The organism is Bariatricus sp. TF06-38A, assembly GCF_027690675.1.
GTDB lineage: Bacteria > Bacillota > Clostridia > Lachnospirales > Lachnospiraceae > Allocoprococcus > Allocoprococcus comes.
Genome location: NZ_JAQFCE010000014.1, coordinates 72,531 through 85,346 on the forward strand (window position 1 = coordinate 72,531; position 12,816 = coordinate 85,346).

Genomic DNA, 12,816 nt, shown 5'->3' on the forward strand with positions numbered 1-12,816 from the left:
TCACCCCCAATATTGATTTACCACAAGCATAAACTACAAATGTTACACAAATGTCCGAGGTGCCTTTGATTTCGACAGAAAAACAGGCTGAATTGTTACAACGCTCGGACATTTCAAAAATTTCTTTGAGAAATGGCGAAAAAAGCGGGGCAGCACACGCCGCCCCGCCGATCCCATATGGCTATTCCATCGTCCTGATTTGCTCAACAAGAGATTGCTTTTTCAGATTTCCAGTTGTGTAAGAAATCAAGGTGAATTGCACAATCAGCAGGATTGCTAAATATATCAATACGATCAGCCACGGAAATGAATAGTAAAAGTATGGATTCATCGTTTTCACAACGACCTGTACGGATAGGAAGCCCAGTCCAGTCCCCAAAACCAATGTTACCAGCGTAGCAAAAACTGAATACATTAACCCCTCATAGCACAGCATTTTGATAAGCTGCTTTTTACTCAAACCAATCGCCTGTAACATTCCAATTTCCTGCCTACGGGATAAGAAGTTTGTGATTGTCGTATTGACAAGGTTGATTAAAGAAAAGCACACAACAATAACAGCCACGATCAACAATACCCCGAAAGAAAGTTGTTGAAGTCCGCTATAATAAGTGATACTTTCTTTTATGGTTTCCATAACCAAATCGCTATTTCCGTCTATCAGTTGATTTAATGCAGCTTCTACCGTATCATATTTTTTCATATCGGTAATTACGGAAATCGTACCTGTGCAATCTATCCCGGTCGCTTCATTCATAAACTGCTCCGGAAGCGCAAAGCATTTTGAGAAGCTGGAGTAAGAATATTCGTTTACAATGCCCATGACGGTATAGGCCTTTGTGCGAATTTGGCCGGATTCGGTTTTATAGTCCACTTCGACGGTATCACCCAACGCAGCCTCAATATCATAGAGATCGGCACGCTCTTGAAGCAAGACAATTCCATTGCCTGCCACCAGTTCATCATAATCAGTCGTTCCCGCAATTCGCTCTTTCTCCAAATTCTGCTGTTCATCTCGGCAAAAGCCCTGAATCCATTTTCCAGAATTACCATTTACACGATATTCTGCGTCCGTGTAATACCAGTGCTTGATTCCTGTAACGCCATCAATAGATTCTACTGCATTTATAAAATCGGCATTTAGAAAATTCTTTTGCTGCAATCCAGACAAAGAAATACCAGCAGTGTCCCACGATTGATTTGCGTTGAGCTGAATGTTAAATTCACCGACAGGGAAAGCCCTGCCTCTTGCCTCTGCAACGCCATCATAGGAAACTAACATTGTCGAAATCAATACAACCAATACTCCGCCGAGTGAAAGAGAAAGTATTGTTAAAGTGGACTTTGCCTTTTGTCTGGACAGATTCATTTTAGCAAGTGAAGCAGGCGTTATTTTACGGTGCAACACGGAACTTTCTTTCATTTTCCCCTGATAATCGGAATATCGCAATGCTTCCAGCGGAGATACTGCCGCAGCTCTTTTTACAGGAGTATGAATGGCAATCATCACAATAATAAATGCAAAAAGGCCAACCCCGACCGTCACACATAAAGTAGTCAGCCAGTACCAACCGGCAGGAATCAGGAAGTACCCAATCACATTTCCAATAACCAAACCAATCGGGATAGCAATGGCAGCAAGTAATTTCCCCTCGCGGTAAACCATCTTTTTGATCTGTCGTTTTGTAGTTCCGATTGTGCGAAGCTGTCCATAGTTACGGATACTGCTTGCTACTGAAATATAAAAAATCGAATAGATCACAATGCCGGAACCAATGAAAGTTACAAAACCGATCAAGAAATAGAACAGCATATCGCTTCCGTGATTTTCGTCCTTTAAGTTAAAATATGTGGAACGGACAATCACATTATCATCGGAAATTTTTAATTGCTGCGCCAGAGTGTTTGCATAGTTGGTGGCTTCTTCCTCGCTCATGTTTTGAGCGCCTTTCAGCCCAATGTAATAATCAATCATGCCTCCGTCGCCATACTGCTGTCTTACTAATTCTTTCGATATAATGGCTGTATAGCGCCCAATATCGCCGGTTTTCACATCTAAGATTCCCGTCAATTTGAAATCATGGGTAGTGCCGTCAGAAAAGGGGATTTGAATTGTCTGTCCCAATTCATTTGAATAGCCCAAACTATCCAAAAAGGATTCCTGCACTACAATTTCATTCTCCGAAGCTGGTAAATCTCCCGAATAGGGCATACTTTGGGATGTTAGCATATCTGCATTTGCATAAGTAAAGTTCACGGTTGAATGGTTTACCTGTTCAGAAAATGCGTTGAAAAATTCTCCAACCCACGCAATTTCTTCTTGCTTGTATAGTTCCTGTCCCTGTTGTTCAGAAATCGCATGATACATAATCTGCGCTGTTTTTTGGTTGCGGTTTTGCGTTTCCTGCATAACCCCAAAGCCATAGAGTACAATAGCAGATAGCAATGCGCTGGCAAGTACAATCGTCAAAACAATAAAGATATTTCTTTTTCGATTTGCCGATATACTGCGGTTTGATATGCGCTTTACAATGCCGCTGGTATCATTTTCAAAAGGCCATGTCATAGCCTGCCACCTCCTTACTCCACGATCTTACCGTCCTCAATGCGGACGATCCGATCGGCAAGGCGGGCAATGTCGTTGTTGTGGGTGATCATCACAACGGTTTGTCGGAACTCCGCACTGGTACGCTTGATCAGCCCCAGCACCTCGGCGCTGGTCTTGCTGTCAAGGTTGCCGGTGGGCTCGTCGGCTAGCACAATAGCCGGTTTGGTGATCAAGGCCCGGGCGATAGCCACACGCTGCTGCTGTCCGCCAGAAAGATTGTTCGGCATATTTTTCAGTTTATCTTCCAGTCCCAGCAGGTGAACGATCTCGTCCAAAAACTTCTGATCCACCGTGTCCCCGTCCAGCTCCACCGGCAGGACGATGTTCTCATACACATTCAGGATCGGAACAAGGTTATAGTTCTGGAAGATAAAGCCGATGTTGCGGCGGCGAAAGATGGTAAGCTGTTCGTCGTTCATCTTCGACAGTTCTTTGTCCCGGACAATCACATTGCCAGAAGTAGGGGTGTCCAGCCCGCCCATCATGTGAAGCAGGGTAGACTTGCCGCTGCCGGAGGTTCCCACAACGGCCACAAATTCGCCGTCCTCCACGGAGAAGTTCACACCGTCAAGGGCGCGGGTGATGTTCGGCTCTGTGCCGTAATACTTTTTCAGGTCGATAGTCTGTAAAATGCTCATAAAATTCAATCCTTTTTTTGTTTGTTGTAAATGCGGAACGCTGCTGCGCCGGTGGCCGCCAACTGCACCAGAATCAGCACAGCGAACAGGCCGAAGCTCTCATAGTAGAACAGTTCATCCCAAAATAGGAGAACATCACAGAGAGCAGTCAAGGCAACCGTCCAGCGGATGTGCCGGGCCAGCCATTGCCGGAACACCAGCACAATGGCAACGGGCGGGACGATCAGCAGCGTCAGATTCAAAATCAATGTCGGGGTCAGTTCCATTGCGTCGCCTCCTCACTTTTGTTGATAAGGGTATTGTAAAACCCAAATGTCCGCGAAATGTTACAGCGGCCAAAAAATTTCATTGAAAATCGGGGTGAAATGTTACAACGCTCGGACATTTCAAAAAAATTCACGGCGGACAGCCGGAAATGGTCGTCCGCCGAATCATACTACACAATCTTTTAGATAGATTGATTGTGAAATAATTTCAATCCAATCACCACATCTATCATAAGTTCCACAATGAGAATTATACTAATGGCAACATTAAAATTACATAGGTTATATAATCCGATATAGATTTCACAAGTAAGAAATACAACTTGCAGACACAAATTTAAGTATGTCACTAAATGCTCGTTAGTTCTATTCCACAATCTAAACAGGAACATTGTAAAAATAGGTTTTCCCGTAAAAGCAAAAAGCACTGACAATACCGGCACCAAAAATACATAGTAAGAATCTACTGCATTGCTGGGGGATGTACCTACCCATTGAATTGCTATTTTATCAGGAACAACGAAAAATAAAACAATAGATAAAATAACATTGATTATTAAGATGATTGTTGTTGCTTTGCAAAAATTGATTTTTTTCATGGTGTTTTCTCCTGTTATAAGTGTGCTTTATTTAGTCGGCAACATAATGGAAAATTCCGAACCCTTGCCCGGCTCCGAAACCACTTTGATATAGCCGCCCTGCCGTGTTACGATCTCGCGGGCCAGATACAGGCCAATGCCCACGCCCTGCTGTTCGTGTACTTCTTCCTCACGATAGAAGCGCCGGAAGATGGCGGCCTGATTGCTTTCGGAAATGCCCTTGCCGGTGTCGGCTACTTTGATTTCCACATACATTTCCCACAGCACCACCGACACAGCGATTTTCCCGCCTGCCGGGGTGTACTTCACCGCATTGTCCAGCAGGTTAAAAAGGGCTTCGGATGTCCACTTGCTGTCATGGAAAACGGTCAAATCCTCCGGGCAGTCCACGGACACGACGATTTCCTTTTTCTCTGCTGCATACACAATTCCACTCATGGCCTGTGCCACGGTATCAAAGAGGCGGCCCGGTTTCTTATCCAACTGGATCACGCCCGTTTCCAGCCGGGAAGTTTTCACAAGGGCCTGAAAGAGAAAGTCCAGCTTATCCGTCTGGCTGCGGATTCCCCGGATAAAGTCGGTGCGCTCCGCCTTGGTCATAGGCTTTTCCAGCAGCGTGTCCGTCGCCATTTTCAGATTGCTTACCGGCGTTTTCACTTGATGGGAAATATCCGATACAAGGGTCTGTAACTCCTGCCGTTCCTCGTCCACCCGGCGGCGGTTCTCCTGCATGATCTGATAGAGCCTTGCCAGCCGGTGTCCAATTCTGGCAAGCTGGGTTTCGCTGTCCTCTGGCCGCTGGGGCGCTTCATTTCCGGCGATCATGTGGTCTAAAGTCTGGCATAGGTCAGCGGTAAACTGCGACAGCCGCTTTCCAAACGCCTGCGTCAGTACAAAAATCCCCACAAGGGCGCACAGCAGCAGCGCCCCGCCCGTCAGCAGCACCGCCGTCTGTTTTGTCACAAGAAACAGGGCTATGGTGATCCCGGACATGGAAAGGACAAGCCCCATTGCTACCCGGCCAAACAGCCGCTTTACCGAGAGGTTTTGCAACTTCATTTTGCCTCGCCTCCCGTCCATTGATAGCCCATGCCGTAAACAGTTTTGATGTAGGGCGCGCCGCCGTCGGATTCGATCTTACTCCGAATCCGGCTGATGGAGGTTGTCAGGGTGTGTTCGTCCACAAACTTCTCGTCTATATCCCACAGCTTTTCCAAAAGCTGCCCACGGGTCAGCACTTGCCGGGGATTTTTACGGAACAGGTTCAGCATTTTGTACTCCATCGGGGATAGGGTCAGGGGCTTGCCGTTTAAGGAAGCCGTCTGCTCCGAGAAGTCCAGAAACAGCCGCCCGTCGTCGTAAATGTCCTTGGCCGGTTTGTGGTGTTCCAGCATGGCGAACATGGCTTTGATTTTTCGCTGCAAGGCCCCGATCACAAAGGGCTTTGTGATGTAGTCCACCGCGCCCACCTCATAGCCCCGTATCTGGTCGCTCTCCTGATCGTTAGCGGTCAGGAAAATCACAATGGTGTCCGGGTGCTGGGGCTTTATCAGTTTGCACAGCTCAAAACCGTTGCCGTCCGGCAGGTTGATGTCCAGCAGCACTAAGTCAAATTCCCGCTGGCGTATGGCTTCGGCTGCGGTTCTGGCGTTTAGGGCAGAAGTCACGCCGTAGCCGTCTGCGGTCAGGTTATAGGCCACCATCTTATTCAAAAAACTGTCGTCCTCGACAATTAAAATCTGCTTCATATCCTCACTTCCTTTGCTTTTTGTAGATAGTATAACAGGCAAATGTCCTTTGTTGCAGAAAACACAATTTTCTGATAAAGGAAAATTTACTCCATTGTTTTAATGCGCTCGATCACAGGATGTCTTTTGCTATATCGTACAGAGAAAACGGAGTAAGCGGCCAGTATGAAGAAAAGCGCTACAAAATATATGCTTATTTCTAAAACTGGAAAATGATAAGTCAATGTCCCGAATGTCCCAACCTGATTGAAAACTTTGCAAAGTACAAATCCTGTTAAAGTTCCAATCGTTAAAGTTAAAATAGCCGTACCAGAAACATAATAGAAACATTCTGTTTGCAGCATTTTGGAGAATTGCTTACTGCTCAATCCCACAGACTGTAAAATACCAAATTCCTGCTGTCTTGATATAATGTTTGTCATTAGCGTGTTGCTAAGGCTGATTAGCCCAAAAACAGCAATGAAAAATACCAATCCGTATAACGGCATTTTTATGTTATCCATTTCCTCTTGCAGATAAGTAATAATATCGCTGATACTGAAAACTTCTATACCTCCACGATTTTCCGCCAACTGGAAAATCTTATTCTCAACTTCTGTAAGCTGATCTCTTTCCACATCTACAATGCAGGTTATGTTGAAGTTGGAAACATTTTCTTTCATCATAGGTAAGAGTTCCTGCGGAAAATAGAAAGAAGCTGAATCCCCACCGAGATTAGGAGCTTTCCCAATCCCCATTACAGTAAATTCTTCCCATTGTCCATCCGCTGTTTCCACTTTGACTATATCGCCAATTTGAGGAGTGTAATTATAATAGTCGCTTAACAGCTTGGCGGAATTATCTACGATAACTCCTTTTCCGTTGATAAGTTTCTGGCGGTCTGCGGTTCCCTCAATTAGTCCTTGTGAAAAGGCCTCGTACTGATTTTCGGGGATTCCAATTTGGGTAAAGAAATGGCTGTTACCATCCTTGAAAGGAGTGGGAAATTCCATATTTGAAACACAGCCCTGTATAAATTCAATATTCTTTACGCCATCCATATCTGAAATCGTTTCTTCCAAAACTTCATCCAATGGATTTTTCGTTTGAAGTGCATTGATCCCGGCGGGGCGATCTTCCGCATTTGTGTTGGCGGGATCAAGGGAAAGTACAATGTCGCCATTTGCAAATTGCTGTTTTGCCATGCTTTCTACATCAGTTGAATTAAGGTAGGTGGCGGCACACATCAGTAAAACTCCGGCAAATCCCAAAGACAATACGGTTAGTATAGCTTTTTTCTTGTTCCGGGCAAAGCTCATTCGGGCAAGCGAAGATGGCGTAATTTTTCGATGTTCGATCCGCGTTTTTTCTGTCGCCGGTGTATCAGTCGTATTGATTCGCAGCGCCTCAATAGGCGATACCATAGAGGCTTTCTTTACAGGGGTATGGACAGCAATTTTCAAAGCAATTTCTGTAACAAGGGCAATCACAACGGCACATTCCAGTGTAGTCATCCAATGCCAGCCGTCCGGCACGAAACAATAGCCCAAAACACTTCCCAATACAACGCCGATAGGAATTGCAGCACAGGATAACAAAAAACTTTCTTTTCGCACGATACGCTTGATCTGAACAGATGTAGCCCCCAGCACACGCAGTCTGCCATACTCATGTGTTTTCCCGATAACAGAAATGTAGAACAGGCTGTAAATAACCAAAGAACAGGCCAGTACAATTAGACTGCTTGCTCCGATAATCACCAATAGCTCCTGCGTGGATTTTTCTTCTGCCAATCCAAAGTAGGTAGAGCTATACATAACATACTGTTCAGGTACACCGCTTTGTTCCGCAATTTCGTTTATCAGCAGTTTCAAAGTTTCTCTGTCCATATTTTCGGTATTTTTCACGCGAACCAAAAGATCGTAACAGTTTGCTTTTCCATACCGGCTATATAAGCCATTCGATACAATGACTTGATAAATACGGGACGCATTTCTGCTTTGAATAATGCCGCAAACATGATATGTCTGATTTTCTCCAAAAGGCATATCCAGTGTAACGGTCTGATCCAGTTGAACCGGCAGCCCTAAATGCTCCAAATAGGACTGTTCCACAATGATTTCATTTTCTGCCTCCGGCATTTTTCCCAGCAAGTCAGTAACGCCTTTTAGTTCAAGTGCATTTTGATCTCTGTAATACACATCCAAAGTGTAGTCATTGATACGGCTCGTTCCCATTGCAGCCTCTTTGCCGACTGCTTCAATCTGGTTGTTATGTTCCAGTTTTTCAAAGACGGCACTGGTACTGTTAATAAAGCTGCTCTGGTAGCGTCCTTGCAGATAAAGCCTATTTTCACGGTCTGTTCCGAGATTATATAGTGCTAATACCATCATCAAACTAACTGCAAAAGCAATCGTTATGATAATAAACGCATTGCGTCTTTTATCCGCTTTCATGCTCCGGTCTGCTAATTTTTTTACAATGGCGCTGGTGTCATTCTCAAAAGGCCATGTCATAGTTGTATCACCTCCATATTTGATAAGGCCATTGTAAACCTCAAATGTCCGCGAAATGTTACAGCGGACGGAAAATTTTAATTTTTTGCATTTTTCTGTTGTAGCAACTCAAAATAACAATTCTATTATAGGCAGTTATCAAAGGTTTATCAATGCGGCAACTGTAAACAGATCCTCTGCCAAAGACTCTTAAAACTACTGGCAAGCAATGCAATCTTACGTAAGATTGCGTATTTAGCAGAAATCCCGTTTCCGGAATTCCTGCTAATGCTTGTTGGTGACATATCCCCAAACCCCTGAGATCATTGCCGGTGGCAATGGCTGCGCGTTCCGTTGGAACGCTGAAAACCAAAAGCAGACAAATCTTATTGACGGGATTTTTCTGTGCTGCGCTGCGGTTGTGGTGGGGAAAGCAGAATAGGCTTTCCGTTTTTGTTCCAGAAGATCGGTGTATTCCTCTCGGAGAGATTTGACAGAGGGGAGCTTTTTGATTCCCAGTTCGTCAAAATGATTCTTCGCTGTCTGGTGCAGTAAGATTTCCGCCTCATGTGCAACACGGAATTAAAAGGCTGAGCGCCAGCGGAAAAGATACCTCCTTGTCTACGCATTTAGGGCGTTAAAAGTCCACGGAAATCAAGGGTTTTTCCGCATGGCCGGCAGGCAGGTGGATAAAGTTATCCTGTTCCCTGCAAAACGGGGTTCTAAATGCGGGAAAAAGGACAAAAAAGAAGCGCCAGATGCAGAGGCTTTGATACCTATGCGCCCGGCGCTTTTTCAGCCTATTAGCTGATCTACATAGGTAATTAGAGGGTGCAGATGTTTCAGGCGAAACATCTCAAATAACTTATCTGGATTTACCCATTGAACATCCACAACTTCTGTTTCCTGTAAACGCATTTCTTCAATCTTTATATCCTTATGAAATAGCCAAACATCGTAAAAATCCTGCACATTTTCCCGTCTGCTCTGATAAATCAATTTTTCACTTCCGGGAGTAAGCAGTATTCCTAATTCTTCTTTTACCTCTCGGATTGCTCCTTGTAAACTGGTTTCCCCGGAAAGTACAGAACCACCCGTACATTCCCAATAAAGAGGGTATTGCTTTTTCGGATGCCGCTGTGATAAAAGATACTGCCCCTGCTGGTTGACGATCCATACACTCACAGATAAATGATACAGCCCTTTGGGTATGATTTCTCCACGGCACACTGTTATTCCAGACTTTTCCCGTTTTGCATTATATAAATCCCATTTTTCCATTTTCATACCTCTTTGTGTGGGATCGGTGCTTGCCGAAAATCAAGTAAGTAAATATCCGCAATCCTTTCTATTTCTGTACGCTGATCTGCGGAATACTTATCATAAATCCCGCCTGCTAACATACGGGCTGCCTTTGCGCTTTTAATTGCTGGAAGCACATCATCAAACACAATACAGTGTTCAGGTGCAACCCCTAATTTTCTTGCGGCCAATTCAAAGACATCCGAATATTCTTTTCCCCGCTGAACCTCATCTGTTGAACATAGAGCGTCAAATAATTCTAAAATAGAATTGTTCTTTAAGCATGGAATATAGAGCTTTTCCGGCAACCCCGTAGCAACTGCAAGTTTTATTCCATGTTCTTTTAAGCGCAGAAGATAATCAAGGGCATGGGGCAGCAGACCGACATGGTTACTGTATTCCTCGACCGCCATATTATTCCATTCCTCAATAATTCCCTCTACCGTTTCCTGCAATCCAAAAAGATCAATGGTATATTGTGCGGCTTCCTCAAAACTCCTTGCACATATTTCAGTTACATAATTTTCCGGGACAGGAAGATTTCTCTTTTTCAAAAACTGAATATCTATATGCTCCCATACATCCATTGAATCCAGAATTGTTCCATCTAAATCAAAGATTGCCGCATTAAAATCCATGTTTCTTTTCCTTTCCGCAAAATAAATCTTTCAGTTCCGCAGCAGCAGCTTTTATATCGGACTGCGCTATGATGGCAGATACAACAGCCAGCCCGTCAATTCCCATGGGCTTGAAACGCCCTGTATTTCCTTTATTGATACCGCCAATAACAACGATCGGCAAAGAAACGGCTGTGCGGATTTTCTGTAATTCCTCCATTGATACAGAATCAGCGTCGGTTTTAGTTCCAGTAGGGAACATTGCGCCAACTCCCAAATAATCTGCACCATCCTGTTGTGCCTGTATTGCTTCTGCAATGGAAGATGCAGATACTCCCAACAGCATATTTTCCCCAATTACTTTGCGGACGGCAGCCGCAGGTAAATCATGCTGTCCAATATGTACCCCCGTAGCCTGCACAGCCATTGCAATATCTATCCGGTCGTTTATGATAAGGGGAATATGGTATTTATCCGTAACCTGTTTCACGGCAACAGCCTGATTGTAAAATTCTAATGAGGACAATTCTTTTTCTCGGAGTTGTATCATTGTGCAGCCTCCTAAAATTGCCTGTTCTACCGCTTCTGTCAGGCTATCGCAGCTCATTAGTTGACGATCAGTAACAAGATAAAGTGTATAATCAAAGTTCATTTTGCACCTGCCTATTCTTTAGATAAACCATGCTGATACAATTCGTAGAAATGGTGCGTTGGGCCACAGCCTTTTCCAATCGCAAGAGAGTGTTCGATTGCCATTGTGACATAAGCCTTTGCAGATTCGACTGCAAGCGGAACACTTTTTCCCTTTGCAAGCTGGGAAGCGATTGCAGAAGAAAAGGTACAGCCTGTCCCATGAGTATTTTTCGTATCAATGCGGGATGTTTCAAAATGGTAGAAATTTTCTCCATTAAATAGGACATCAACAGCATTTCCTATATGATGTCCACCCTTGACAACAATCGCCTTACAACCCATGGCATATATTTTTCTTGCGGCAGCCTCCATATCTGAAACTGTGGAAATCTGCATATCTGCTATTTTCTCTGCCTCTGGAATATTCGGAGTAAGTACATCGGCCAGTGGAATTACTGTGTCTATCAAGGTGGAAACCGCCGTAGGATTCATCAATGGGCAGCCATTTTTGGCATACATAACCGGGTCGATTACGACATTTTGGGGCTTATATTGTAATAGTTTCTTTGCCACCGCTTTCATACATTCTGGTGTAGAAAGCATACCGATTTTTACTGCGTCCACTTCAATATCTTCAAATACGGCGTCAATCTGTTTTTCAATCATATCCGGGGTAATATCTTGGATGTCGATAACACGGCTGGTGTTCTCTGCAACAACAGAAACAATAACACTCATTCCAAATACACCGTGAGCAGAAAAAGTTTTCAAATCAGCCTGAATACCTGCACCTCCGCTGCAATCTGATCCGGCAATGGACAATACTTTTTTCATTTTGCATTTTCCTCCATTCTCTCGTTCCGATAGGCCATCTTCCAAAAAGCAAGCTCTAACAAACTTGCTTTTTCAAAAATATCAGCCAGATACTTTTTATTTGCTACTGATAACCCGGCACATTTATGCTCTGCAAAAGCAGACCATTCTTTGCAGCTTTCTGCATATTGTTCATCCGCATAATCTCTGATAAAGTCCCAATATCTTGACTGTCTGCTTGTAGGAACAGCCGCCAATTTGCGGAATATATAGCTGTAACTTAGCATACAGGGAAGAACCGCCATTAAAATTTCTTCATTCTTTCCATGTGACGCAATCTCAAACATGAAATCAATGTAATTTTGATTTTCAGGCAGAGGAGCGATCAGTTCAATATCATTATCCGTCATGCAAAATTGCTTTAGATAATCCAGACGCACTTCTGATTCCGTATCATTTACAAAATTCAGCATGGAATAGTAAAGCTGAATTTCTCTTAATGTATCAGCATGAAAAATTGCCTTGCCGTATATACGGGCATAGTTTTTCAGATAGATACTATCCTGAATCATATATCTCTTGAACTTTTCAAGAGGTAGCTTTCCAGTTTGCACTTCCTGCACAAATGGGGTAGCTGCACATTCTTCCCAAATGGGGATGTTGCGGGTTAAAATGTCTTTCATAAATGCCATGTTTGTTCCTCCTAAAATAAAAAAATAGAGCCTCTAAAACAATTAGAAGCTCTTTCAGACGCAATACGAGCGTAAGAAATTGCTTCCCTACGCCGGTATTAGCCGACAGGTCCAGAGGTCAGGTCTTACCTTTTTCAACTTGTTCAGTTCCCTCGCAAACACATATCATATCTTATTCAATTAAAAAGGACATTCCCAAAACAGAGAATGTCCAAAAAATACGAATCTGTATTCTTTAGCTCCCTGCGTTGGTATTAGCCAACAGGTTCAAAGGGTCAGGTTTTAACCTTCTCAACTACAAGGTAGTCCCCCTGCTTGAGTATTATTATAGTTAAGAAGTCCCGGAAAGTCAAGGTCTATAGAATTCAAGTTAGCAAACCTTATTGACGGGATTTTTCTGTGCTGCGCTGCGGTTGTGGTGGGGAA

The 12,816-nt window shown here is 43.9% G+C and carries 12 protein-coding genes and 1 riboswitch; all 12 genes read right to left on the reverse strand.

Going from position 1 to position 12,816, the window contains the following annotated elements; genetic code table 11:
- Window positions 1-181: 181 nt before the first annotated feature.
- The 12 genes from PG418_RS11660 to PG418_RS11715 all read right to left on the reverse strand — a co-directional run bounded on the left by PG418_RS11660 (window position 182) and on the right by PG418_RS11715 (window position 12,390).
- Window positions 182-2,566, reverse strand: coding sequence for an ABC transporter permease (locus PG418_RS11660; protein ID WP_498837428.1), 2,385 nt, complete (start codon window positions 2,564-2,566; stop codon window positions 182-184).
- 14 nt (window positions 2,567-2,580) lie between these two features.
- Window positions 2,581-3,246: an ABC transporter ATP-binding protein gene (locus PG418_RS11665; RefSeq protein ID WP_002586598.1), complete on the reverse strand. Its 666-nt coding sequence runs from the start codon at window positions 3,244-3,246 to the stop codon at window positions 2,581-2,583.
- 5 nt (window positions 3,247-3,251) lie between these two features.
- Complete coding sequence (locus tag PG418_RS11670; protein WP_498837429.1) at window positions 3,252-3,512, reverse strand: hypothetical protein; 261 nt, start codon at window positions 3,510-3,512, stop codon at window positions 3,252-3,254.
- A 182-nt stretch (window positions 3,513-3,694) separates the two neighbouring features.
- On the reverse strand, window positions 3,695-4,111 hold the full coding sequence (locus PG418_RS11675; protein ID WP_004611616.1) for a hypothetical protein: 417 nt from the start codon (window positions 4,109-4,111) through the stop codon (window positions 3,695-3,697).
- A 27-nt stretch (window positions 4,112-4,138) separates the two neighbouring features.
- Entirely contained in the window at window positions 4,139-5,170 is a 1,032-nt protein-coding gene (locus PG418_RS11680; RefSeq protein WP_005361155.1) for a sensor histidine kinase, read from the reverse strand.
- Entirely contained in the window at window positions 5,167-5,859 is a 693-nt protein-coding gene (locus PG418_RS11685; protein ID WP_005361153.1) for a response regulator transcription factor, read from the reverse strand. The genes PG418_RS11680 and PG418_RS11685 overlap by 4 nt, the downstream gene beginning before the upstream one ends.
- An 86-nt stretch (window positions 5,860-5,945) precedes the next feature.
- On the reverse strand, window positions 5,946-8,294 hold the full coding sequence (locus PG418_RS11690) for an ABC transporter permease (RefSeq protein ID WP_498837430.1): 2,349 nt from the start codon (window positions 8,292-8,294) through the stop codon (window positions 5,946-5,948).
- A gap of 834 nt (window positions 8,295-9,128) precedes the next feature.
- Window positions 9,129-9,614 carry an NUDIX hydrolase gene (locus PG418_RS11695; RefSeq protein ID WP_223385983.1) on the reverse strand — a complete coding sequence of 162 codons (486 nt, stop codon included), beginning with the start codon at window positions 9,612-9,614 and terminating at the stop codon, window positions 9,129-9,131.
- Window positions 9,615-9,616: 2 nt separating this feature from the next.
- Window positions 9,617-10,273 (reverse strand): HAD family hydrolase, encoded by a 657-nt coding sequence (locus PG418_RS11700; protein WP_005361145.1) that lies wholly within the window; start codon window positions 10,271-10,273, stop codon window positions 9,617-9,619.
- Window positions 10,263-10,904 (reverse strand): thiamine phosphate synthase, encoded by a 642-nt coding sequence (thiE, locus tag PG418_RS11705; protein ID WP_055200143.1) that lies wholly within the window; start codon window positions 10,902-10,904, stop codon window positions 10,263-10,265. The genes PG418_RS11700 and thiE overlap by 11 nt, the downstream gene beginning before the upstream one ends.
- 11 nt (window positions 10,905-10,915) lie before the next feature.
- Window positions 10,916-11,719 (reverse strand): bifunctional hydroxymethylpyrimidine kinase/phosphomethylpyrimidine kinase, encoded by an 804-nt coding sequence (gene thiD / locus PG418_RS11710; protein WP_055200142.1) that lies wholly within the window; start codon window positions 11,717-11,719, stop codon window positions 10,916-10,918.
- Window positions 11,716-12,390 carry a TenA family protein gene (locus PG418_RS11715; protein ID WP_498837431.1) on the reverse strand — a complete coding sequence of 225 codons (675 nt, stop codon included), beginning with the start codon at window positions 12,388-12,390 and terminating at the stop codon, window positions 11,716-11,718. Before PG418_RS11715 ends, thiD begins: the two co-directional genes overlap by 4 nt.
- 223 nt (window positions 12,391-12,613) lie before the next feature.
- Window positions 12,614-12,713, reverse strand: a riboswitch (TPP riboswitch).
- Window positions 12,714-12,816: the final 103 nt, after the last annotated feature.

Bases quoted from the DNA above. Each gene is read 5' to 3' on its own strand.
- PG418_RS11695 (WP_223385983.1), bottom strand. From the start codon at position 9,614: ATGGAAAAATGGGATTTATATAATGCAAAACGGGAAAAGTCTGGAATA.
- PG418_RS11685 (WP_005361153.1), bottom strand. From the start codon at position 5,859: ATGAAGCAGATTTTAATTGTCGAGGACGACAGTTTTTTGAATAAGATG.
- PG418_RS11675 (WP_004611616.1), bottom strand. From the start codon at position 4,111: ATGAAAAAAATCAATTTTTGCAAAGCAACAACAATCATCTTAATAATC.
- PG418_RS11665 (WP_002586598.1), bottom strand. From the start codon at position 3,246: ATGAGCATTTTACAGACTATCGACCTGAAAAAGTATTACGGCACAGAG.
- thiE (WP_055200143.1), bottom strand. From the start codon at position 10,904: ATGAACTTTGATTATACACTTTATCTTGTTACTGATCGTCAACTAATG.
- PG418_RS11690 (WP_498837430.1), bottom strand. From the start codon at position 8,294: ATGAAAGCGGATAAAAGACGCAATGCGTTTATTATCATAACGATTGCT.
- PG418_RS11700 (WP_005361145.1), bottom strand. From the start codon at position 10,273: ATGGATTTTAATGCGGCAATCTTTGATTTAGATGGAACAATTCTGGAT.
- PG418_RS11680 (WP_005361155.1), bottom strand. From the start codon at position 5,170: ATGAAGTTGCAAAACCTCTCGGTAAAGCGGCTGTTTGGCCGGGTAGCA.
- PG418_RS11670 (WP_498837429.1), bottom strand. From the start codon at position 3,512: ATGGAACTGACCCCGACATTGATTTTGAATCTGACGCTGCTGATCGTC.
- thiD (WP_055200142.1), bottom strand. From the start codon at position 11,719: ATGAAAAAAGTATTGTCCATTGCCGGATCAGATTGCAGCGGAGGTGCA.
- PG418_RS11715 (WP_498837431.1), bottom strand. From the start codon at position 12,390: ATGGCATTTATGAAAGACATTTTAACCCGCAACATCCCCATTTGGGAA.
- PG418_RS11660 (WP_498837428.1), bottom strand. From the start codon at position 2,566: ATGACATGGCCTTTTGAAAATGATACCAGCGGCATTGTAAAGCGCATA.